The following is a 22748-nucleotide window of genomic DNA, read 5'->3' on the forward strand; positions in this document are numbered from 1 at the left end:
GCCAGAATGACTAGATATCTGGCCGGTATTAATTGACTCAGGCCGTTGCCTGTCCTTCATCTAGCTGCTGACTTACCGGCTTAGTCGGTTGATCGCACTTAGACGGCAGAAGCAGTGCCAGCACCGCTGCAATCGCCAGTGACAGCGCCAGACAATAAACCCCGGCATCTTTGCTGTAATAGGTGATTAATACCCCAACCGCATAAGGCCCACAGAAGCCGCCCAGATTCCCTAATGCGTTAATCACACCGCGGGCACCACCGGCCATTTCAGCGCTAAATAATTTAGCCGGAATAGTCCAGAACACACCGGCGGCCGATTGAAGGAAGAACCCACAGCCCACCAGTGCGGCATAAGACCACCACATATAATCTTTGAGCGTCACGGAAAGGAACATGCACATGGCGAAGCCCAACAGAGGAAGGAAAACAAATAGCTTACGTTTGCCGGTACGGTCTGACAGCGTTGAGAACAGATACATGCCGAACATCGCACCGACATAAGGCAGAATGGCTAACATCCCGACCTTTTCCATTCCGCTGTTGGTCAGCTCTTTTAGAATGGTTGGCAGCCATAGGGTGTAGCCATAAATACCGGTCTGATAGAAGAAATTTAGCGAGATCAGTTGCCACATTGTCCGGTCAGATAGCACCGCTTTTAACGACGCATTTTTAACTTCTTTACCGGCAATGGCCTGCTGTTCCTGACGCAGCGTGTTTATCAGCCAGGCTTTTTCTCGTGGTGATATCCAACGCGCTTCTTCAGGACGGTTACTGATAGTCAGCATCCATAACAGCAATACCGCGGCTGACATAATGCCTTCTATGATAAATAGCCAACGCCAGTCCAGCGCGGAAATAATCCAGCCTGAAAGTGGTGCAGTGATAATGCCGGCAATAGGGACAAACATAATCACAATGGCATTCGCCCGCCCCCGCTCTTTATCCGGAAACCAGTTACTGATCATGGTCAGAACTACCGGCAGCATCCCACCTTCGGAGACTCCGAGAGCAAAGCGTAAGAACAGCAGTTCATACTGATTACTCACAAAACCGGTTAATACCGAGATCACAGCCCATGCCACCAGTGACCAGCCGATAAATTTCTTACCGCTGCCGTGAACGGCTATTTTTCCGCCCGGAACTTGTAAAAACAGATAACCGATAAAAAAGATACCGCCGGCCAGCCCGGCCATCGATGCGGTAATACCGAGTTCTTCATCCATACCACCGGGCATTGCAAAGGCAATATTGACCCGGTCCATATAAGAGATAATGCAGGTAATAAGAATGGGTGGAATGATCCGTAGCCAACGCTGGCTCGGAATTTTATCAAGTAGGGTATTTTGTTCTATATTCATATTACTTCACGCCTTAATAATTATTATTAACAACATTCAACGCGATTTGCGTAGAAAATGACGCTCTTCTATTGGAAGAAGACTTTTATTTCAGTGAAGAAACTCGCTTTATAGATTCAGAAAAATAATGAAAATAAGGCGTAAATAATCCCGTTCCCATCATCAGCATGAATCTGGAAAAATAATAAATACAATATTCTGCTTAACTATTAATGTTTAAATATTAATAGCTCAACGGCCATTACTGAGAAGCCGATATTAGCGCTTTTATTCCATCTTCAATAATGGCAACCCGGTGTTCAACGCTGGCCTGAGGATCTATTTCCAGCAGTTTAATACCTGAAAAACTCAGTGAATTAGCCGGTGCTAATTGATAAATTTCACGGGCAATATCCAACGTCATAAGTGACTCTTCACAGCCCGCTTTGGCACCGTCAAAAGGGGCAAACGGAGAGTGCAAATCTTGCCAGTCACCATAAGGTCCCGATTGGGTTGTGCCGGAGAACATCACTGAACTGAGTAAACCTGCCTGCTGGCACTGTTTTATATGCTCAACCGGTAGCGTTATATTTTGCGCTTCAAGCGCAGAACGGGCCCAGTTAATACACAGGCTAATACCAGTATTGTGCTGTTTATTTACCGCAGTTAAGACTTCAATTTCATCTTTCAGTGGCAAAAATCCTTTTCGCGGGCTGACTCCGCTCATGGCATCACAGTGCTCAACCACCAGTTCACAAGGCCAATCCCACTCCAGCATTTGATGTAATGAGGTTTGGAAGCAGGCGGCGGCTGAATGGCTATCTTTGCAACCGGCCAGCGGTGCTGACTGTAGTTCTAAAGCCAGCACTTTCTTGCAGCCAAAATGGTCATTGGCCTGGTTGATTTTGTCCAGAATATGTCGGTAGAGCCCAACGCATGCCTGACGCTGTGCTTCATCCGTTGATGCCAGGCCAAAGCCACCATTAGCCCCTCTGCGCCGCATCGTCTCCATCACGCCGGTCACAACAATTTGCCAGCTATCAGGTATATGATTAAACAGGAAGTCATCCCCATAAGGGTGAAGGTCGGCCAAGCAGGGCTGTTCAATTCCGCCAATACCGGGAATTTCTGCTAACCGCTGCCAGAACTCAACTTCTAATGACTGTTCCCGTTGGTGGAATGAAGGTGCGCTCGGATAAGCACCAACAATAAATCCTTGAGGTTGTTTCAACATAATTATTACTCCATACCGCTTGCCATTACGGCTAATGTCCATAATCAATAACGACTATTTAGTTAACTAAAAAGTAGGCTAAATGAATCATTGAAAAACAGATGGTGCGTAAACTTTCGTGCTTAATTAATTTCTGTTAATGCAACCTTAACGACAATTTTTCTTATTGCCGTCGGCTGATGATGAACACAGGCTGGCCGGTGAACATCCTGAGGAAAAAAAATGCCAAAGCTGCCCGGGGTCATAATTAATGACGATTCATTTTCCATTTGGTGATAAAAAATAATATCGCGCTGTTCCAGTAATGATTGTGAAATTTGGTTATTTCCGCTATCCGGGGCAAAGCCAATAATTTCTTCACCGCTGGCTAAATATTGAATATCAATATATCGGCGATGAACTTCAGGACGATTTTCTTCCCGAGGTCGGGTGGTCAAATCAATCACCTGAGCATAAATATTCCGCCCTTCGATTTCTATTTCACCGACCGGCAGTTGGCTAAAATCCGTTGTTCTTAAAAAAGCCAGCGCCCGCTGAATCGCAGATGGAAAAGCGCAAACATCGGGGCAAGAAATATGTCCTGAAATCATGGTTGCTCCTTGGCGCTATAGCGCTTTAATTTTTGCCCAAACGCTGTCATCAACGTTAATACCGTTGCGACGATTTTCAGCCAAAAGCTGGGTAAACTCATGGCCCGGCAGGCGAACGGCTACCTCTGGGTCTGAACGCTCAGCGGTTTTAACATATTCCACAATGCGTTTTAGTTTGGCATCGCGATTGTCACCAGAGATCAGCTTATCGACTTCAATAGCAATAAAGATTTGCGAGATGCCGTATTCGTCTGAGTTATCTTCCGTCACTTCTGCAACTGAAGCTCCGTCTGACAAGAGCGTGGCGATCATATCCAGAACAATCGACATCCCGGAACCTTTCCAGTATCCCATTGGCAGAATGCGACGATTTTTCTCAATCACTGACGGCTCTTTCGTCAAATTGCCTTGATCATCAAAACCACCGTCAACCGGTAGTTCCCGGCCGGCTAAGCGATTCACTTCCAGCATGCCGTAAGAGAACATCGACATCGACATATCAACCATGGTGATAGGCGTACCCGGTACAGCAACAATCAGCGGGTTAGTCCCGATGCGACACTCTTTGGCTCCCCAAGGCGGCATTACCGCTATAGAGTTGGTCCAACAAATACCGATATAGCCTTTTTCAGCGGCCTGCCAACCATAGCTTCCACCACGCATCCAGTGATTGGCGTTACGCAGCGCAACCAGACCAATACCGTGGCCGTCGGCCAGTTCGATCGCTCTGTCCATCATTTTTTTGGCGGTTAGATTACCGATAGAGCGGTGCGCGTCCCACTGTTCAATAGCCCCTAACGCTAGCGCCTTGGTTGGCTGAGCGTCAGGAATAATATCCCCCGCTTCCAACTGCTGGATAAAACGTGGAAAGCGGTTCACGCCGTGGGAATAAACGCCGGACTCTGTGGTTTGAGCAAACATAGTGGCACATTCATCGGCCAGCTCCGCCTTTACACCACGGGCCAGTAACACTCGTTCAAACTCTTGCTTTAACTGTTCAAAGGTTAACCGCATCTCTTTCTCCTTGGTGACAACAGCGAACGCCATTGTTCATATTTAAATCTATATATTTCACTATATGAAATTGCATTCCAAAAATAATACAGATCGACCACGATCAAGTCAAAGCAGTGTGTTTTTTAAAAATGCCGTAATATCATTGAGTTAATAATTAAATATCAGGATCGTGATGAAGGGCACAATTTGGAAACGAGGATCTCTGGCGCAAAAAAGGAAATAATCGCTGTATCTGATAGTGCATGTCAGCTAAGCATTTCTAATACCTATCTGCTCTAGTAAAAGTTAATGCCGCTAAATCGTCATCGTGCCCCTCCCGTTATTCCCGCCCTCCCGTCATCCCGGTGAAAACGGGAACGCGAGCCGTAGGCGAAGCAAACATTTGCATAGCGAATGGTCCGAAGGGTGAGCGCAGACAATCATCTAGGTTTTAGCTCACAAATTGTCATTCAACCTAAAGGCTGGATCCCCGTTTTCACCCACTACTGTCCGGGATAAATACAACAATATGTTGGTTTTAAAAGGGTCAAACGCAGGGAGAGCGTTACTGGCTACTTCCTGTCGCCAGCCCTTTGGGCCAACACTCCGTGTTGTTCAACGCCGTTCCCTACGGCTTTGTCCGTTGGGGTCGTAGCGGCGAAAGCCGCCGGAGCGCCAGTAGGAAAGGTAGGCCCGGAGCCTATTGAGCTTAAAAACATCGCCCCTCGGCCGCTAGAAAAAGATTATATTTCGACATTCTTTTTGCGGACGAAATTGACGATAAAACTAAATTGAATCATTTTGTCATCAATTGGTTGGAGTGGACTCTACTTATCCCGGACAGCAGTGCGTTTTCACCGGGATGACGATATAGGGGATGGCGTATCGCTAACCAAAAGTATCACGGATATAAATCACTATTACTTCGCCCCAAGGTTAACTTTGAGCTAACATCGTCATTATCAAGATAAATATCGGAGCGATTGACGGATATGAAAGGTAACGATCTCACTAAAGATAAGCCTCAGGGTAGCCAGAGTCTTTTTCGCGGGCTTCAACTGCTTGAAATTCTCAGTAACTACCCGAACGGTTGCCCGTTAGCCCTGCTGTCTGAACTTTCGCAAATGAACAAAAGTACGGTTCACCGTTTATTACAGGGGCTTCACTCCTGCGGTTATGTCAAACCTGCCCCGGCCGCCGGTAGCTATCGCTTAACCACCAAGTTGATTGCCATCGGGCAAAAATCTTTGTCATCACTCAACATTATTCACGTTGCGGCTCCGCACCTTGAATCACTGAATATCACTACCGGTGAGACGGTGAACTTTTCCTCCCGTGAAGACGATCACGCAATTCTGATCTATAAGCTGGAACCCACAACCGGCATGATGCGCACCCGGGCCTATATCGGCCAACATATGCCGCTGTACTGCTCCGCCATGGGAAAAATCTACATGGCCTACGGCCAGTCAAGCTACATTGAAGAATACTGGCACAGCCATCAGGATCAGATTCAGCAGCTAACGCGCAATACCATCACGAATATTGAGCTGATGTATAAAGAGCTGGAGCTGATTAAAACGCAGGGTTTTGCGATGGATAAAGAAGAAAACGAACTCGGCGTCTCCTGCATAGCGGTACCGGTTTTTGACATCCACCAGCGGGTCAGCTATTCAGTCTCTATTTCTCTGTCTACCGCCAAACTGAAGCAAATTGGTGAAAAAACCCTGATAAAACCACTGAAAGAAGCGGCAAAATCGATTTCAGAGGAACTAGGGTTAACCACGTAAAAACTCGAAGAACAGTAAGAGAAACTGATAAACAGCCTCAACGCCCATTTCATCCTTGACCTTCAACTCGAGCATGACGAATGTTGCCGAAGGAATCAGAAAGATAGCACGGCCCGCAAGGATGCGGGACGAGGCGCAGTGGAGCCGGGAGCGACTCTGCGCCGGTGCGTTGAATCTTTCTGATGACTGAGGTTGCCGCAGCAACGCTGCGGTCAACATTTGTAGCGAGGCCGCGGAGATACAAGAGGGGGTCGGCCTACCCCCTCTTGTTCGGCCGATGTACCAATGCCAAGTTAACCCCATCACTATTAACGGCCGAAACCGATCGAAAATCTAGCCTTTGCCTTCTAAGAGAGCCCAATATTAATTATTAAAATTATATGTAAAGGTCGCATTAAACCGCCACCCCCTCTTATCACTATCACTCGGAACATCCCCAATCGGCCTTGCTCCCTCCAGCGATAATGAATAATGCTTACCATCACCAATCGTCACACCCGCAGCATAAGATGCCAACTTACGATTCGCCGGCACGGCATTGAAGTAGGTCCGGGCGGTATCGAGGACAACATAGGGCTGAATGCTATTCAACCAAATACTGTCTCTGGTATGCAGATAACGCATTTCAACCTGACCGCCATAGCCATAGTCACCGGAAGCATCGCCGTCGGGATAACCACGCCCGAATCTTAACCCGCCAAAGCTGACCCGCTCCGGTTCTGGTAAATTATTATCCGACCAGTCTCCTTCTATGCTGCTGCTAAGCCGCCACTTCTTATCAAAAAGGTAGGCGGTCTCTCCGTTTCCTCTCCAGCGGGTAAAAGCAATATCGGTATTCGGCACATCGCTGTGCGCAACGCCGCCTTCAATACCCTGACGCAGGCTGAAACGGGTTGACCAGTAAGCCTGACTATATTCACGATAGCCGTTCAAAGAGAGTTCCGCAGCCGGATAGCGCAATGTCTGATCCACGCCCGGAATAGAAATAGGCAGCGTCTGCCCGGCTTGGGTAGCCCGAAAACGATATTCATAGCTTTTATTCAGGTAGTCTAGTGCGCCGCTGACCGTCCACTGATGCTGGCGCGTCAGCAATAACGGATAGTTAAACTGAATACCGCCGGTTGACTGTGTCTCTTTTGACTTGTTATCAATATCCACATCATAGGGAGGCAGCGTCAGCAGGTAGGTATAATCTTTTGGATTCTTTTGGTAATAACTGCCGCGAAGCTGCATCTGTAAACCACTGTCGCCCAGATATTGCTGATAGTTGAGGCCAAAATAATTCTCGCGATCGTCACTGTTAGAGATCGGAATCAATGCGGCTACGCCCAGCTGTTCGCCATAAGATGTCAGGCCGCTCAAGGTGGCATTCACTACCGCTTTTTGCTGATTTTTACGGCTATCCACCGTCGAACTTAGATTCCAGTAATGGGGGTGTTCGGCTTTAACATCCATCACCGTTGAGCCGTAGATATTATCCGGGTTATTCGCTGATACAGTAACTTTGGTATCCGGAGTACGGGACATCAGAATGGTATAGCGTTCAAAAACGCCTTGGGTCAGAGGTTTGTCAGCCATAATCTTATGAGACAGTCGCTCTAACCAGCGGGCAACGGCCGTGTTGTCACTTTGAATCCGGGTGTTCGCCACATAGCCTTCAACCAGAGCAACCCTCAACGTCCCTTGTTGAAAGTTATTGGCGGGCAGATAGGCATAGGACAGAACATAGCCGTCATTATGGTATTTTTCCGTGATCGACTGCGTGGCGGCCAACAGCTCTTTCAATGCGACTGTTTTACCAATAAACCGGGCGAACGGAGCAACCAGCACGTCATTTTGATAGCGGGTCCCGCCAATAAATTGAATATGTTTTACCTCAATCAAGGTATCCATAGTTAAACCGGCTGACTTTGTTGCAACGCCGGGAGAAGGAACCGAAGCTTGATCTCTTGGTGCTTGCGGTGATGAGGGGCGAGGTACTTCACGCGCCAGCCGGGCTGGGTTATTTGGATCAATTAGGGTGGGAAGAACATCAGCCCACGCACCACCAACGGCTGAACTGAGTAAAGAAAACAGGCAGATCTGTCTTATTTTCATTGTTTAATTACCCTGTCGAGACACTTTTAAAAACGCCTCCCGATTTAGAGAGGCGTTGAATGTGGTTATATTTCTTTATATGTAGTTGATAATAAATAGTAATTATTTACTTTTTAGGGGTTGAGCTGGTACCGCCTAATATGCCGCCTATGCCGACATTAGCACCAGCGCCAATACCCAAACCGCCGGCCAGACCACCATTATTAGCCGTTCCGCCGGCCAGGCCGGACACCGTACCCGTCACGCCTTTAACCACGCCACCGACAACGCCGCCAATACCAGAAGCACCAGTGCTTCCGCCCGCTGTACCGTTATCGACTAAGCCACCCGCATCACTTACTGCATTACCGACGTTAGTCACTGTCGTTCCTACACCACCCAATGCAGGAGCGCTATTACTTACCTGAGAGCCAATGCCACTGACGGTACCGCCCACCTTATCCAGTAAAGAATCAACCGGAGTACCAATGCCCGTAGCGGCTCCAAGTTGCTGAGTTACGCCCTCAACTTTGCCAACGACCGGCGTCACTACGCCAGTTAACGCCGTAGTGACCTGGGCGGTACTGCCTGAAGTCAAATCAGTTGCCAGACCGTTACCTACCACGGTTACCGTATCGCCAACCTTATTAACCAGTCCTCCGGTGGTATCCAGCACGCCGGTTTTACCAACTACACCGAGCAGCTTAGTATCACCTAAGTCAGCCACCGTATCGCCCAGCCCGGAAACGCCGGTACCCACATCGGCAACGCCTTTAGCCGCACCGGCAGCCGTAACGCCGATAGCATTCGGATTGGAACCTAACTGCCCGACGCCATTTTGGATACCGCTACCAATATCGTTAATCGCATTACCCGTACTGTCTAATAAGGTAACGCCCCCTTGAACGACCGTAGCGCCGGCATCAGGTAGTTTGACGTTGCTGACGATACCACCTAGATCTTTTACGGTATCACCGACGCCGTTAACCGCCCCGCCTGCATCGTTAAGAATATTTCCGGTGGTTGTGGTGGTATCTGTCGTGCCGGGATCTCCGCCGCCATTATTGCCGCCTCCATTGTTACCCCCTCCGTTATTCCCGCCGCCATTGTTACCACCACCGCTTCCGTTATCACCACCACTTCCGGAGCCGTCATCTCCACCAATACCGGAATTCTGTCCGCCGTTATCTTTTGCAGAGTTGAATCCACCGCCACCGCCTCCACTACACGCCGCGAGCGAGCAGGCAAGTAATATTGCCAATGCTATTTTGCTCAAACGGCCAATATTTGTCGGTTTCATGATATATAGCCTCAATAGAAACGTCATCTGACGTATTTTAATTGTAGAGTTGGTTTTAATTTATTCCATTTTGTCAGCAATATATTTGTGAGCATTTAATTCAATGAATAGAATAGGGTTATTTTTATAATAAACAACAAAAAGACCACATTCTTTATGTGTCAATTATCATTAAATATTTAACAATAAAAACTACCGTCTAAAAAATTACCATTTGAAATGTATGTTAAATTTTTAATTAAATTTAACCATTAAATTCAATTAAATACAAAAACAACAAAATGTTTATTTTTATATTAGAAATAAACATTAAAACCAAACCGTTCTCAAAGCCGTCAGATTAAAACCATATAAAAATTAGATTACAGTATCTAAACTAAGTTTCATCAATAAAACTTGATACCCAATCAATAGAAGGATTAAGCAGTCATTAACATGATAATATGTAGTTTAAAGGTGGTGATGACAGTGACTAATTTTAATATCACTGTCGCCACCTAAACTGAAGAGTTAGAAATATAGCGAATGAATTGAACAATATTTACCAGAAGCCAGAAGAAAGGAAAATAGATAGCTTAGTACTTAACCCCATTCTTTTTTATTGAAATACCAAACAGATAACGATAGAAACGTGCAGATTTAACCAATATCACCCTGCCAACCCTTGACCATATATATTGGGTTATTGCACAGCTCAGAAGGCTAACTAGCAATGCAGCTAACATATCCAACGGCCAATGAACGCCCAGATACACTCTTGCCCAGGCAATCATTAATGCCAGAGAGAAAAACGCAACAGCCTGAGAGATTCGTCCCCATAATATAAAAGCCAGTGCAAATGTGAATGCAATCGTGCCATGGCTGCTGGGAAAAGAGGGTGTTGCAGAGTGGTTCAAAAACTGATGTCCGATATGTTCAACAAAAGGTCGGGAATGAGGATAGATAGATGAAAGCATTTTTGCTGTCAAAACGGCGATGGCTAATGCGATGATTATCTTTAGTACCAGCTTACGCTGAGGTAGCCATAGCCAGCCAATCAGCAATACCACTGGAATAATATTTATCGCGTAAACGGCGATAAAATCAGCAAATTGAATTAGCCATTCCGGCGACTCAGGGGTAGCATTTATTAGCAAAAAGAGTTGATGATTAAGCTGATCCATTGATTAGAACCCTCTGAGAATGACGACCATAATAAGCAATGCAATGGCTTATCAGCCAATAAGATAAAACCTGAGTCAACCACACCCACCAGCCAGACCACAGATTATGAGAAAGAAAATGAGCACCGCGCATTACCTGACCAAACCCCATAGCCATGCCAAGCAAAAGCCCCGCTAACCAGCAAAGCCACGCGGCTTTAATCCTTAAGGGATACAGCAGAAAAAACAGGGCCATTAGGCTAAATCCTGATGACGCATGACCTCCGGGAAAGCAAGATCCCGGCCCCGAATTAGCACCGGCAGGCAACGAGGTAAGCAAAGGGATATAAGCCGCACTTCCGCCGTACTCCGTCAGGCTCCACGGACAGGAATGAATACTGACCGCTTTCAATATGCCTACGGCTAAAACACCTAAGCCCATCAATAACATTGTTACTACCAACTGAATATTTCTCTGGTAAACACCCCAAAAGAGAGCGCATATGGCACTGATAATAATCATGTACTTCATTGCTTTATGATTAATCAGCTCCAGCCAATAGTTGTCTTTCCAAGGAAAGCTATGCGTAGATGCCTGATACCAAAAGTCCGTTATCCAAAAATCTAATCGGCTATTTTGAGAAACAGACCCAAAAACCACGGCCATAATCAGTAAACCCAAAATCTGGCGACGATAGAACTCCGCAGGCAACATGCTGACGGTACTCAAATGATTCGACATGGTTAATTTCTCCACCGCTCTCCCGCTTTCGCATCATGATGACTCGGGCGCTTACTGAATGAATGGCCCAAGCATAATCAGCAATTATTAGTGAAAACTTAAGAGGGTGGATTTAAGCGGTAACGAGGAAGGCAGTTGCGACGTAATATTTATATCAGGAGTACATACTCAGTATGGTGAGTTTGCTAACATGTTATTACTGTTAACATATAGCCAAAATAATTCGAGTTTCATCGCGGCGGCAAGCGAGCGAACGCAGCCAACAAAGATGCAGCCTGAAGTAGGACGGGTATAAGCATTTATATTGCGATAAATCATCTCACCGGAGTTATCCATGTCAGACCACACCATTCCCTTGGCTTCACGTAAGCCCATTGGCGTTGCACAGCAGCATGCCACAAGAGTGGGTTTTCTTATTGCCGGGCTGGGAATGTCAGTTTGGGCACCGCTGGTCCCCTATGCCGTACTGCGCATTGGAATGGACGATGCCACTCTTGGACTGCTTCTCCTCTGTTTAGGCATCGGATCAATCTGTGCTATGCCAATGACCGGCTCTTTGGCAGAACGCTTTGGTTGCCGTGCAGTGATTATTTGCGCCGCAATTTTTATCATGCTGTGCCTCCCTCTGCTGGCCACCGTACCTTCAATTATGACATTAGGCATCATGCTCTTCATCTTTGGTGCCAGCGTAGGCACCATTGACGTAGCGATAAATATTCAAGCAGTTCTGGTTGAGAAGGCCAGCGGAAAACCCATGATGTCAGGGTTCCACGGCTTATATAGTTTGGGATGTATTATTGGTGCCGGTGGCGTTAGCCTGTTACTTACCCTGGGGATAGCAACATTGACTACTACGCTGGCCGCCGTAGCCTGCATTATTCTTTTGCTGCTGTTTGGCGCGCGTCATATGCTGCCCTATGCCAATGTAATGGATGCCAATCAAGGGCATCAGGAAAAATCGCCAATATTCATTCTCCCCCGCGGGAAGGTCGCCTTTATCGGTATATTGTGTTTTATCTGCTTTTTGGTTGAGGGTGCAATTCTTGACTGGAGTGCGGTATTCCTGACTACGGTCAAAAATTTTGCCACTGCCGAGGGTGGAATTGGCTTTACGCTGTTTGCCTTTACCATGACCTTCGGCCGACTTACCGGGGATCTTATTGTTAAAACCTTCGGCAATTTTAAGGTTCTGCTTGCCGGGAGCCTGACAACCGCAACCGGTCTGGCTCTGGTGGTTTATGGTACTAACGATCTGATCACGCTGGTTGGATTCGCCCTTATCGGGTTGGGTGCATCCAATATTGTTCCTATCCTGTTTTCCGCTGCCGGAAACCAAAGTCAAATGCCGACCAATTTGGCGATTACTGCGGTCACTACAATGGGCTATTTAGGGATACTCGCCGGCCCTGCACTTATCGGGTTTATATCGCATGCCATTAGCCTGAGCTTTGCTTTTAGCGCCATTGCGGTCTTGATGTTAGTCATAACCGGTAGCGCCAGATACATCGTTAAATAAGAAAAAATTCACGTCTATCAGATCTTCCATACCGGTGACGCATGTATATATGACACCGGTACAGGAATCAGCCCGGAATACGAATCCGGGCAAATACTACTCTGAGATTACTGCACCAGCATTGTCAGTCGGCTGAATACGCCTGATTCATCGGTATCACGTTTGACATGTAGCACATCTTCCAGCTTTTCGATTTGACTGATCATTTGTTCCAGTCGCTGATCGTCGGCTACCTGTAACCAAATACGGCTGTGCTGGTTGTCTTGCAGCGGCAGACAGAGAATGCCTTCCACGTTAAATGCCCGACGGGCAAACAGACCACAAATATGCGACATCACACCCGGATGGTTACGAACCGTAAGCTCTAAGGTCACTGTTGAACACGTTTGTTGTTGCATGGCTTACTCTCCAATCATCTCAATATTTGCAGCGCCCGGCGGCACCATAGGGAATACTTTTTCATCAGTGTCGATACGTACGTGGATCAGGCTAGGTCCCGGTCGTGATATCGCCTCTTGCAGCGCTGCCTGCGGATTTTCTGCCGCGTTCAGGTCGCAGGTTGACAGGCCAAACCCTTCGGCAATCTTAAGGAAGTTGGTTTGCCCCGGGTAAGTGGCGGCAAAAATATTTTTTTGATAGAACAGGGTTTGCTGCTGATGAACTAATCCTAACGCCTGGTTGTTCATCAGGATGATTTTAACATCCAGATTGTGTTCGGCTGCGGTAGCCATTTCCTGAATGTTCATCATCAAACTACCGTCACCAGAGAAGCACAGGACTTTACGCTGTGGATTTGCCAGTGCAGCACCAACGGCGGCAGGCAGACCGAAACCCATCGTCCCCAGGCCACCGGAAGTTAGCCACTGGCGCGGACGATTTAGCGGATAAGCCTGTGCTACCCACATCTGATGCTGGCCTACATCGGTGGTGATAATCGCGTCATCATCAACACATTCAGCGGCAGCCTTAATCAAACCATAGGGCATTAACGGATCGTTTACGCCCGGCATATTGCACGGAAACTGGCTCTTCAGCGCGTCAACCTGTTGATGCCACTGCTGGCGCTGGTCGCTATTAATCTTCGGCAGCAGTTGCTCCAGCACTTCGCCGACGTCTCCCTGAATGGAGATATGAGCCTGTTTAATTTTGCCCAGCTCCGCACGGTCAATATCGACGTGAATAATCTTGGCATTCGGGCAGAACTGTTCTGTTTTACCGATAGCCCGATCGTCAAAGCGTGCCCCCAATACAATCAGTAAATCGGCTTCCTGCAGGATAAAGTTAGTGCTGCGTGTCCCGTGCATGCCCAGCATGCCTAACGACAGCGGGTGCTTAGCCGGTAGTGTTCCCAGCGCCATTAGCGTCATCGTGGTCGGTAAATTTGCCTGTTCGGCCAACGTCCGGACTTTAGTATGGGCATTAATCACACCACCACCCAAATACAGCACCGGGCGCTGGGCCTGATTAATCATTGCAGCAGCATCTTCAATCTGCTGTGGCTCAAACTGAGGTGCCGGCGTAAGTTCAGAAACCGCTGGCAGCTCACTGATATCGATTTCAGCAGTCTGCACATCCTTTGGAATATCAACCCATACCGGCCCCGGGCGGCCAGACTGTGCAATACGGAAGGCGTCGTAAATCACCTGTGGCAGTTCACAAATATTACGCACCAGATAATTGTGTTTAGTGATAGGAATGGAGATACCATAAGTGTCTACTTCTTGAAATGCATCCGCACCAATCATCGAAGTGGCTACCTGGCCGGTAATACAAACTAGCGGTATGGAGTCCAGACGGGCATCAGCAATAGCTGTAACTAAGTTCGTTGCGCCGGGGCCACTACAGGCGATACACACCGCCGCTTTGCCTTCGGTACGCGCCATGCCCTGCGCGATAAAGCCGGCGCCCTGCTCGTGGCGCGCCAGAATATGTTGAATCTTAGTGCTTTGACTCAGCGCGTTATAAAGCGGTAGCACTGTGCCACCGGGAATACCGCTGACACGGGTAATGCCGTGAAGTTCAAGCAGTTGTACAATCAGTTGTGCGCCAGTAATACGCTGTGCCTGCGGTGGGTTTGCCGAAATTGCCATGCTCCAGTCCTTCTTCTAAGCCGGTTCGCTTTTTCGGGTTAGGGGGACTAAAACAAGAAACCCCGCCCGGTTTGCGCCGGCGGGGTTTTGAAATCGATGCGTTGATTCAGACCCTACGGCGCACTGCCGACGACCACCACCACACGCACGACGACTACCGCGGCTGGTAGCGCGGTAATGAGTCGAATCGAAGTAGGCATAGTTGAGGTCATGTGGGTCCTGAATTAATGTTGTTTATGATAGAAATCTGAATATAGATAAACATACTGAATCGCTACACACAATAGGTTTATTCGCCATCAATGAAAATCGTGCGCAAGATCACAAGGTTAAATATGGAATATCCGCATATACCGCCAAACAAACCATTGCTAAACCCCACACATTATCTATTCTAAAACCTGTTTTACGTCTATTCTGGAGAATCTGTTATTCAGCTTTGTCTCAATTGACATTGATTGTTTATCCATCAATCAAGGGGAGTTATATGCGTATTCTTACCGTTGGTGCGGGAGCCGTAGGCGGATATTTTGGCGGCAGACTGCTTGAAATTAATCAGGATGTCACCTTTCTGGTCCGTCCCGAGCGGGCAAAACGATTAAAGCAAAACGGACTGGTTATTAAGAATCCGGATGGCTCATTGAGCACCCTACAATCACCGCCTACCGTACTAAGTGAAGAGATAAAACAGCCCTACGATGTGATCGTGCTGAGCTGTAAAGCTTACGATCTGGATAGTGCAATTCAGTCGATAGCTCCAGCCGTCGGCAGTAACACCATTATTCTGCCGCTGCTTAACGGCATGCGGCATATCAATGCGCTGGAAGACGCTTTCGGAGCAGAAAAAGTCCTTGGCGGGTTATGTAATATCGTCGCCACCGTTGAGCCCGACGGAACGATTCATCGCATGACGCCAATTCATAACATCACCTTTGGTGAACGTGACGGCACGCTTAGCGAACGCGTAGTGGCTATTGCCGGCATCTTAAAACAGGCAGCATTTGACTCCGAGCTCAGTGAAAACATCATGTTAGCGATGTGGGAAAAGTGGCTATTCCTCGCCTCGCTGGCTGCCGGAACCTGCCTGATGCGCGCGCCAATCGGCGATATAGTCGCATCACCGCATGGTAAAGAGTTTATTCTGGGGCTGATAGAAGAAATACGCAGTGTTGCACTAGCATCAGGCTATTCACCGTCAGTCGAACGGGCTCATTCCATGTTATTAGTACCGGGATCAACCCTGACCGCCTCAATGTATCGGGATCTGCTTAACGGCAGCCGGATCGAATCCGATCAAATCGTTGGCGACCTGATTTATCGGGCTGAGCAGCAAAATATGCAGAAAGCCTCTTTACCACTGCTGTATACCGCTTATACCCATTTAAAAGCCTATGAGCATCAAAAACAGCGGACAGAAAATTAATCAGTCGGTGATATTAATCAGTACTGCATATAACCATCGGTTATGCGCAGTACTGAAGAAATATACACTGAATATCTTTCAGCACGTTCACCATCATTTAGATTAAAAACAGCGTTGCCAAGCCAAGGAAAATAAAGAATCCGCCGGTATCAGTAAGGGCAGTAATCATGACGCTTGATCCTATGGCAGGATCTCTTCCCAACCGATTCATGGTCATCGGAATAATCACCCCCATCAGCGCAGCCAGCAATAAATTCAGGATCATGGCTAAAGTCATGACCGCGCCCATAGCCAGATTGCCGTACAATATATAGGTCACTCCGCCCATAATTCCGCCCCAGACAATGCCATTAATAATGGCGACGCCCAGCTCACGCAGCATCAAGAAAGGCATATCTTCAGAACGAATCTGGTGTAGAGCCAATGAGCGGACAATCATTGTAATAGTCTGATTACCGGTATTACCGCCAATACCTGCCACAATCGGCATTAAGGTGGCGAGTGCCACCAGCTCAGAAATGGTGTTTTCAAACAGGCCAATCACCCGTGAAGCCACAAAGGCCGTACATAAGTTGATTGCCAGCCATGCTGAACGGCGATGTACCGAAACCAATATCGGTGAGAAGATATCTTCTTTTTCAGACACCCCGCCCATTCTGCGCAGATCGTTATCACTTTCTTCCAATACTACGTTGACCACATCTTCGACCGTTAACCGGCCAATCAGCTTATTCTGGTGATTAACCACCGCCGCACTAATCAAGTTATAGCGTTCAAACGCACCGGCAGCCTCTTCAGCATCATCTTCGGGTAAAAAAGTCAGCGGCTCCTTTACCATTAGCTCAGAAACTTTAGTCTGCGGGGGATTAAGCAGCATATCGGTAATCAGTAGCTCACCGAGTAAATGGTTTTCCCGATCGATAACAAACAGCTTATCGGTTGAATCTGCAATCTTTTTACGCTTACGTAGAAACCGTAACGCGGCCCCTAATGTAATATCATCCCGAATAGCGATAAGTTCGAAGTCCATCAAACCACCGACTCGGTCATGGCCTAGATGAATGATCTCGCTCACTCTGGCACGCTGATGCGCATCCAGAGAAGCCAGTAATTGCTCAACTAAATCACGGGGTAAGTATCCGGCCAGATAGGCCTGTTCATTCAGATCTAAATGCTGAAGAGCCGCCAGCAGTTGGCGATCGCTCATATCTTCAGTCAGGCTGTCCCATACGGTATCAGAGGCTTCTATCAGCGTTTTACCGCGTTTTTTATCCCCCATCAGGGCCCAGACGGCCCGGCGTTTATTATTCGGCAGTGACTCAAGTAAGTCCGCAAGGTCGGCGGCGTGCAGAGAATTAACTAACTTATGGGCTTCATGAATCTCTTTATCCAGAGAGGGATCCGATAAGCTTTTGGTCTGTTTACCGTAGTCGATAGCAGCAACTAACAGGTTATCTGATAATAATTCCAGAATCCGTTTTCTATTTCTCTCTAGCTTGGTATTGGTTAATTTATTGTCCTGCATAAAAGTCATTGCTCATTAATAGTGACTGATTTCCGGGCTCTTTTTTCACATTTGATCGTCGGCTCCGGCCTTTCTGCCCATAGCATACCCTGCGGTATCACAAATAGTTTAGTGGATGTTCGAGATTAATATCAGCCGATTATCTGCAACACATTAAATAATCTACTTCATAGCCCAAAACACGATCTACCTCAATAAAGACGCATTTAAAATGCAATATACCTGTTCCGATATATTCTACATGGTATGTTTTATCGATATTTGAAGATTATGCTGCTCGCTCAATGACGAAGATAAGATATGAATTCTCATTTAAAACAGATCAATGCCCAAAATAACGATGCCGATGATGACATCGATAAGGCGGCGACCCGGTCGAGAAAAAAACTGATCCGCCGCCCCGGCACCAAGGGCGGAAAACTGCCGTGGAATAGCCAGCAAAATGCTAAGACATGGCGACATGTTGCTCAGTCGGTGTTTGTTGTCATCAACATCTATATTTGCGTCACTTTCTATATCTGGGTTCGGTTTTATGAAACCGGCGGAAATAGCCTCTACCTTGAACGCCCGGCGGGTATTGAAGGCTGGCTGCCTATCGCAGGTTTGATGAATTTAAAGTATTTTCTCGAAACCTGGAATATTCCCCCTATCCATGCCGCATCGATGCTGCTTTTAGTGGCATTTTTAGCCATGGGATTACTGCTCAAAAAAGCATTTTGCTCCTGGTTATGTCCGGTGGGCACGCTATCTGAAGCGCTTGGTGCATTAGGCAAAAAGCTGTTCGGCCGGCATTTTTCTCCTCCGCGTTGGCTGGATATTCCGCTGCGCAGCCTGAAATATCTGCTGTTGGCTTTTTTCCTCTATTTGGTTGTTCCGATGCCGGTCCAGGCTATTCAGGGATTTCTGATGTCACCTTATGGGCTGATAGCTGACGTAAAAATGCTGAACTTCTTCCGTAATATCGGGCAGGTGACGCTAATTTCCGTTATCGTGCTGACGATCGGCAGCCTGTTTGTTCAAAACCTATGGTGCCGCTATCTGTGCCCTTATGGCGCACTGATTGGCCTGTTCTCTCTGTTCTCACCGTTTAAAGTACGCCGTAACCCCGACTCTTGTATCGACTGTGGAAAATGCGCTAAAGCCTGCCCGTCACGTATTCCTGTCGATCGCCTGATTCAGGTCAGAACGGTGGAATGCACCGCTTGTATGTCATGCGTTGAATCCTGTCCGGCGAAGGATACTCTGGTCTTTTCGGCCTTTAGGCCCAAAGGTCAACCGGGAGCAACCCGCAGTGCCGGATTGTCCGGTATGGCTATCGCGCTGATTCTGACCCTGATCCTGGGCGGTACTATTGGCTATGCCAAACTCGCAGGACACTGGGATACCAAACTCCCGGAACAATTTTACCAACGGTTGATTCCACAGAGCCAAATGCTAGGACATCCCTGAATCAAAACAATCAATATCAACGGGATAACAACATAGTCCGGGGCTTATTAATATTAAGCCCCCTTCCCCTCAACCGGCACAGAGTCAAAAAGATATCCGTCAAAACCGGGATCGTCGGAGTCAGACAGAACCATCAAGGTCTGCTTTACATTTTCTAAATGCTGCCACATTGCCTGACGGGCGCCCTGCGGATCTCTACATTGCAATGCCTGTAGGATCTTTTGGTGGTCGCTTAACCAGTTGCGTCGATAGTCCTGATTACTGATATGGGTGTGTAACTTTTGCCACATGGCGCTGTTATTTCGGCGCACCCAAAGATCGTGCACCATATCTTCTAACAGTGAGTTCTGTGTCGCTTTGGCAATTAAAGTATGGAACAGCTCATCGCCGTCATAGTTAGTTTGCCCGCTCTCCAGCGCAAGGCGTTCTTGCTCCAGAGCGTTACGTAAATCAGCGATATCAGATTTAACTAATTGAGTTGCGGCAAAGGCGGCAATATTGCTTTCAAGTAATTGTCTGGCCTGCAACATTTCAAACGGGCCAACATCATCGGCTGCCGATTGTGCTGGTTTTACATTATCAGGCAGATTAATCACGTAAACACCTGAGCCTTTGCGGACATCAATCAGGCTTTCCAGCTCTAACATAATTAATGCTTCACGGATAACTGCGCGGCTAACCTCAAATTGAGCGGCAATTTCACGCTCCGGCGGCAAGCGAGAACCTATCTCAAACTTGCCTGAACTTAGCATTACCCTCAGTTCCTGACCGACTTTTTGGTACAGGCGTTTAGCATCTGACATGTAATATCCCCAACGTTACGCTTTTTAATATGGCTGATTATAACAAGTCTACCAGCCTTACCCATTAACTGAATGATATTTAGCCTATTTAAGTTATTACATATCTAAGCTAAGTAATAAATCACGGTCCGTTAGGTCATCGCAGCCAGCCCATTGAACCTAAAAAAACATCGTCCGTTGACCTCAAGACAGTCACTATACTCCGAAGTCTCTTTTGCGGATGAAACCGATGCAAATATAAAATGTAATGGTTTCATCAGTATCAAGCCGCCATTACGACGGCTTATCACTACTCATGCATCAACGGTCTCAGCAGAGTGAAGCCAATACAACCTCACTAACTTGCTCGCCATTGATAAACAGAGGGCGGGTTTCGGTCTGAGGCAATATTGTCACTAGCTTATCCCATGATGGCACATAACGGCCTTTGGTCTGAATAGTCAGGTCAATACGCTGCGAATCTGAGGTAAGCGTCCAATCCAACCAGAGCGCATTCTGAGTCAGATAGTCAAAGCTTTCACCGTCATCCTCAAAAATATCGCCTGATGATGACCCGCTACCCTGCTGAGGAAATAAATACAGCTCCCGTACCTGTTCTTTTGCCAGCTGCGTTGAACACAGGCATCTTGAAGCAGGCAATACACTTCCGGCTCTGACCAGCAAAGGCAGACGTTCCAGCGGCGCAGGTACCACAATAGTCTGACCGCCGGTAAACCACTCACCGGTATAGAAGCAATACCAGCCGGTCTGATTAGCAGGAAGATAAACTGAGCGCTCACGCTGCCCCTCTTCTACTACGCTGGCAACCAGCAGGTCACGACCGATAAGGAAATCATCCGTTTCACTAAAGGTATTTACGTCGTGTTCATGGTCTAAAAAGGTCGGGCGAATCATCGGTTCATCATCGCGATGAGCCTGCCAGAGTAAATTATAAAAATAAGGGATCAGTCGATAACGCAGATTAATCGCATTACGAATCGCCGGAGTCACCTCCGGATACATCCAAGGCTCGTTGGCCGTATGATCATCATTCCATGAATGGATAGTAAAGCGCGGGTGCATTACACCATTCTGAACCCAGCGAACAAACAGCTCTGCATCAGGTTTATCGCCAGAGAAGCCACCCACATCGTGTCCTAAGTTATACAGACCGGACAAACTCATTCCAACCCCCATACGGGTGTTATAACGTAGGGTTTGCCAACTGGTGCGGTTATCTCCGCTCCATGTCTGAACATAGCGTTGAATACCGGCACAGCCGGAACGGGAAATCAGATACGGGCGTTTTTCTGGTGCAAATCGCTGCTGAGCTTCCATCGAAGCGCGAATCATCAATAATGGCATCACCGGGCGAATATGTTTAATGGCTATCGGCTTACCGAATCCGTGACATACCGCTTCCCGATCCCAAACTTCAAACTCATTATTGTCATTCCAGGTAGAACCGATCCCCATCTCCAACAGTTGGCTGGTGACGTTGCTCTGCCACCATTGAATGGTTTCAGGGTTGGTAAAGTCCAGATGAGAACCTTCATCATCCCAGAATACTGAGCGTTCCGGCTCACCGGTTTCAGAATCCCGAACAAATAGCCCCGCCTGAGCAACTTCCTGGTATCTAGGGTGATCCTGTAGCAAACAAGGTTTGATATTTGCCGCCAGTCTAAAACCGGCATCGAGGAATGCTTTACTCAATACCTTTGGCTGAGGAACTTTGTCGTAGTTCCAGTTAAACACATAACGTTTGTTATTAATCGAGGTATAACCCGATGAAAGCTGGAATGAATCGCAAGGAATATCATGCTGTTTGCATAAGCTAATAAACTGCTGAAGCTGATTTTGGGCATCCGGCGCATCCGTATATGACATAGTAGAACCGCTATAGCCAAGGCTCCACTTGGGCCCGAACAGCGTCTTACCGGTTAAACGAACGAACTTCTTCGTCACATCTAATACTTGAGGCCCAAGGAATAGGTAATAGTCGATATCGCCCGCTTCAGCCTGATAACGGCGATAAGGCAGATGGTAGTTATCCAGCTCTTTGCCTAAATCCAGCCAAGTACTGCTTAAGTTGTCATAAAACAGGCCAAAACTAACGCCTTCCCGACGGGTTATTGTAAACGGAATATGTTTATACAAAGGATCGGTTGATGCTGCGTTATATCCCATCGCATCAAGGTTACGCATCTCGAAACGACGCCCGCTGCGGTTAAGATCGCCCGATTTTTCACCCAGCCCGTACACCTGGTCCTGACCATAGCGCCGCTGATAGTGCGCAACGCCATCGCCGTGTGAATTCAACATATAGGCACCGGTTGAGCGATCGGAGGTCAGCGCCTGCCATTGGTTTTGAGCATTTTTAAATTCCCACTCCAGCCATAGCGGCTGATGGACCGTAACCCGTAGCTTATCGGTGCTGATAACTAAGTGGTTTTCAGCCTGTTCTAACCGATACGCTGGCAGAGAGAATCCTTCAACGCTCAGACGAGGGCGACCTTCCCATGGCACATCATCTTTGGGAGCAATACACCAGGTTCTGTCCAGCGCCAGGGTATTATTTTGCTTAACTAACACCCGAAACAGATCCTGTTCCAGAACGTACAGGCAAAAGGTATGGCGATTATCGACCCAAAGCTCAACGTGGTCAGAATGCTGTTGTTTTAACGTCCAGTTTTTCAATGTCTTCATAGCAAATATCTTCTTGGTTATCAGCAGTATCTTCACTGCCGGAAAAAA

Annotated in this window: 19 protein-coding genes; 4 read left to right on the forward strand and 15 right to left on the reverse strand. The window is 47.5% G+C overall.

The genetic code is table 11. From position 1 onward, the window contains the following. Positions 1-37: 37 nt before the first annotated feature. The 4 genes from YWE_RS0121780 to yiaK form a co-directional block, all read right to left on the reverse strand. Positions 38-1360, reverse strand: coding sequence for an MFS transporter (locus YWE_RS0121780; protein ID WP_029096364.1), 1323 nt, complete (start codon positions 1358-1360; stop codon positions 38-40). A 241-nt stretch (positions 1361-1601) separates the two neighbouring features. Further along, entirely contained in the window at positions 1602-2573 is a 972-nt protein-coding gene (locus YWE_RS0121785) for a DUF4862 family protein (protein WP_029096365.1), read from the reverse strand. Positions 2574-2695: 122 nt separating this feature from the next. Then, positions 2696-3163, reverse strand: a complete 468-nt coding sequence (locus tag YWE_RS0121790) for a NanQ anomerase/TabA/YiaL family protein (RefSeq protein WP_029096366.1) — start codon at positions 3161-3163, stop codon at positions 2696-2698. 15 nt (positions 3164-3178) lie between these two features. Then, the gene (yiaK, locus tag YWE_RS0121795; protein ID WP_029096367.1) at positions 3179-4177 is read right to left on the reverse strand and encodes a 3-dehydro-L-gulonate 2-dehydrogenase; all 999 of its coding nucleotides are present in this window, start codon (positions 4175-4177) and stop codon (positions 3179-3181) included. A 974-nt stretch (positions 4178-5151) separates the two neighbouring features. Here yiaK and YWE_RS0121800 point away from each other — a divergent pair. Continuing rightward, entirely contained in the window at positions 5152-5949 is a 798-nt protein-coding gene (locus YWE_RS0121800; RefSeq protein ID WP_036016861.1) for an IclR family transcriptional regulator, read from the forward strand. Here the strand turns inward: YWE_RS0121800 and YWE_RS31265 are convergent. The 5 genes from YWE_RS31265 to YWE_RS28330 form a co-directional block, all read right to left on the reverse strand. Continuing rightward, a complete protein-coding gene (locus YWE_RS31265) occupies positions 5938-6168 on the reverse strand; it encodes a hypothetical protein (protein ID WP_127526499.1) in 231 nt (76 codons plus the stop codon). The two genes, YWE_RS0121800 and YWE_RS31265, sit on opposite strands and share 12 nt — an antisense overlap. 144 nt (positions 6169-6312) lie before the next feature. Beyond that, positions 6313-8046, reverse strand: coding sequence for a ShlB/FhaC/HecB family hemolysin secretion/activation protein (locus tag YWE_RS0121810; protein WP_029096370.1), 1734 nt, complete (start codon positions 8044-8046; stop codon positions 6313-6315). 106 nt (positions 8047-8152) lie between these two features. Continuing rightward, positions 8153-9325 carry a collagen-like triple helix repeat-containing protein gene (locus YWE_RS0121815; protein WP_029096371.1) on the reverse strand — a complete coding sequence of 391 codons (1173 nt, stop codon included), beginning with the start codon at positions 9323-9325 and terminating at the stop codon, positions 8153-8155. 575 nt (positions 9326-9900) lie between these two features. Continuing rightward, positions 9901-10488 (reverse strand): undecaprenyl-diphosphate phosphatase, encoded by a 588-nt coding sequence (gene ybjG / locus YWE_RS0121820; protein ID WP_029096372.1) that lies wholly within the window; start codon positions 10486-10488, stop codon positions 9901-9903. After that, positions 10475-11209, reverse strand: coding sequence for a phosphatase PAP2 family protein (locus YWE_RS28330; protein WP_036016864.1), 735 nt, complete (start codon positions 11207-11209; stop codon positions 10475-10477). The genes ybjG and YWE_RS28330 overlap by 14 nt, the downstream gene beginning before the upstream one ends. 334 nt (positions 11210-11543) lie before the next feature. Here YWE_RS28330 and YWE_RS0121835 point away from each other — a divergent pair, with 334 nt between their 5' ends. Then, positions 11544-12725 carry an MFS transporter gene (locus tag YWE_RS0121835; protein WP_029096373.1) on the forward strand — a complete coding sequence of 394 codons (1182 nt, stop codon included), beginning with the start codon at positions 11544-11546 and terminating at the stop codon, positions 12723-12725. Between the two features lie 107 nt (positions 12726-12832). Here YWE_RS0121835 and ilvN read toward each other — a convergent pair whose 3' ends face one another. From ilvN to ivbL, 3 genes are all read right to left on the reverse strand, one after another. Beyond that, on the reverse strand, positions 12833-13123 hold the full coding sequence (ilvN, locus tag YWE_RS0121840; protein WP_029096374.1) for an acetolactate synthase small subunit: 291 nt from the start codon (positions 13121-13123) through the stop codon (positions 12833-12835). Positions 13124-13126: 3 nt separating this feature from the next. Further along, positions 13127-14815, reverse strand: coding sequence for an acetolactate synthase large subunit (ilvB, locus tag YWE_RS0121845; RefSeq protein WP_029096375.1), 1689 nt, complete (start codon positions 14813-14815; stop codon positions 13127-13129). A gap of 113 nt (positions 14816-14928) precedes the next feature. Next, the gene (ivbL, locus tag YWE_RS30795; protein WP_127526500.1) at positions 14929-15027 is read right to left on the reverse strand and encodes an ilvB operon leader peptide IvbL; all 99 of its coding nucleotides are present in this window, start codon (positions 15025-15027) and stop codon (positions 14929-14931) included. Positions 15028-15302: 275 nt separating this feature from the next. On the opposite strand from ivbL, the gene panE reads away from it, so the two are divergent. Next, positions 15303-16238, forward strand: coding sequence for a 2-dehydropantoate 2-reductase (gene panE, locus YWE_RS0121850; protein ID WP_029096376.1), 936 nt, complete (start codon positions 15303-15305; stop codon positions 16236-16238). Positions 16239-16335: 97 nt separating this feature from the next. Here the strand turns inward: panE and mgtE are convergent, their stop codons facing one another. Continuing rightward, positions 16336-17763 carry a magnesium transporter gene (mgtE, locus tag YWE_RS0121855; RefSeq protein WP_029096377.1) on the reverse strand — a complete coding sequence of 476 codons (1428 nt, stop codon included), beginning with the start codon at positions 17761-17763 and terminating at the stop codon, positions 16336-16338. Between the two features lie 300 nt (positions 17764-18063). On the opposite strand from mgtE, the gene YWE_RS0121860 reads away from it, so the two are divergent. Beyond that, positions 18064-19212, forward strand: coding sequence for a 4Fe-4S binding protein (locus YWE_RS0121860; protein WP_084167166.1), 1149 nt, complete (start codon positions 18064-18066; stop codon positions 19210-19212). A gap of 53 nt (positions 19213-19265) precedes the next feature. Here YWE_RS0121860 and YWE_RS0121865 read toward each other — a convergent pair whose 3' ends face one another. Together YWE_RS0121865 and YWE_RS0121870 are read right to left on the reverse strand one after the other, a co-directional pair. Beyond that, positions 19266-20015 carry an FCD domain-containing protein gene (locus YWE_RS0121865; protein WP_029096379.1) on the reverse strand — a complete coding sequence of 250 codons (750 nt, stop codon included), beginning with the start codon at positions 20013-20015 and terminating at the stop codon, positions 19266-19268. 309 nt (positions 20016-20324) lie between these two features. Further along, positions 20325-22700: a glycoside hydrolase family 31 protein gene (locus tag YWE_RS0121870; protein ID WP_029096380.1), complete on the reverse strand. Its 2376-nt coding sequence runs from the start codon at positions 22698-22700 to the stop codon at positions 20325-20327. Between the last annotated feature and the right edge of the window lie 48 nt (positions 22701-22748).

The sequence above is a fragment of the Budvicia aquatica DSM 5075 = ATCC 35567 genome, assembly GCF_000427805.1.
GTDB classification, from domain to species: Bacteria; Pseudomonadota; Gammaproteobacteria; order Enterobacterales; family Enterobacteriaceae; genus Budvicia; species Budvicia aquatica.

Coding starts and splice junctions, on each gene's coding strand:
- YWE_RS0121780 (WP_029096364.1), bottom strand. CDS start 1,360: ATGAATATAGAACAAAATACCCTACTTGATAAAATTCCGAGCCAGCGT.
- YWE_RS0121785 (WP_029096365.1), bottom strand. CDS start 2,573: ATGTTGAAACAACCTCAAGGATTTATTGTTGGTGCTTATCCGAGCGCA.
- YWE_RS0121790 (WP_029096366.1), bottom strand. CDS start 3,163: ATGATTTCAGGACATATTTCTTGCCCCGATGTTTGCGCTTTTCCATCT.
- yiaK (WP_029096367.1), bottom strand. CDS start 4,177: ATGCGGTTAACCTTTGAACAGTTAAAGCAAGAGTTTGAACGAGTGTTA.
- YWE_RS0121800 (WP_036016861.1), top strand. CDS start 5,152: ATGAAAGGTAACGATCTCACTAAAGATAAGCCTCAGGGTAGCCAGAGT.
- YWE_RS31265 (WP_127526499.1), bottom strand. CDS start 6,168: ATGTTGACCGCAGCGTTGCTGCGGCAACCTCAGTCATCAGAAAGATTC.
- YWE_RS0121810 (WP_029096370.1), bottom strand. CDS start 8,046: ATGAAAATAAGACAGATCTGCCTGTTTTCTTTACTCAGTTCAGCCGTT.
- YWE_RS0121815 (WP_029096371.1), bottom strand. CDS start 9,325: ATGAAACCGACAAATATTGGCCGTTTGAGCAAAATAGCATTGGCAATA.
- ybjG (WP_029096372.1), bottom strand. CDS start 10,488: ATGGATCAGCTTAATCATCAACTCTTTTTGCTAATAAATGCTACCCCT.
- YWE_RS28330 (WP_036016864.1), bottom strand. CDS start 11,209: ATGTCGAATCATTTGAGTACCGTCAGCATGTTGCCTGCGGAGTTCTAT.
- YWE_RS0121835 (WP_029096373.1), top strand. CDS start 11,544: ATGTCAGACCACACCATTCCCTTGGCTTCACGTAAGCCCATTGGCGTT.
- ilvN (WP_029096374.1), bottom strand. CDS start 13,123: ATGCAACAACAAACGTGTTCAACAGTGACCTTAGAGCTTACGGTTCGT.
- ilvB (WP_029096375.1), bottom strand. CDS start 14,815: ATGGCAATTTCGGCAAACCCACCGCAGGCACAGCGTATTACTGGCGCA.
- ivbL (WP_127526500.1), bottom strand. CDS start 15,027: ATGACCTCAACTATGCCTACTTCGATTCGACTCATTACCGCGCTACCA.
- panE (WP_029096376.1), top strand. CDS start 15,303: ATGCGTATTCTTACCGTTGGTGCGGGAGCCGTAGGCGGATATTTTGGC.
- mgtE (WP_029096377.1), bottom strand. CDS start 17,763: ATGCAGGACAATAAATTAACCAATACCAAGCTAGAGAGAAATAGAAAA.
- YWE_RS0121860 (WP_084167166.1), top strand. CDS start 18,064: ATGAATTCTCATTTAAAACAGATCAATGCCCAAAATAACGATGCCGAT.
- YWE_RS0121865 (WP_029096379.1), bottom strand. CDS start 20,015: ATGTCAGATGCTAAACGCCTGTACCAAAAAGTCGGTCAGGAACTGAGG.
- YWE_RS0121870 (WP_029096380.1), bottom strand. CDS start 22,700: ATGAAGACATTGAAAAACTGGACGTTAAAACAACAGCATTCTGACCAC.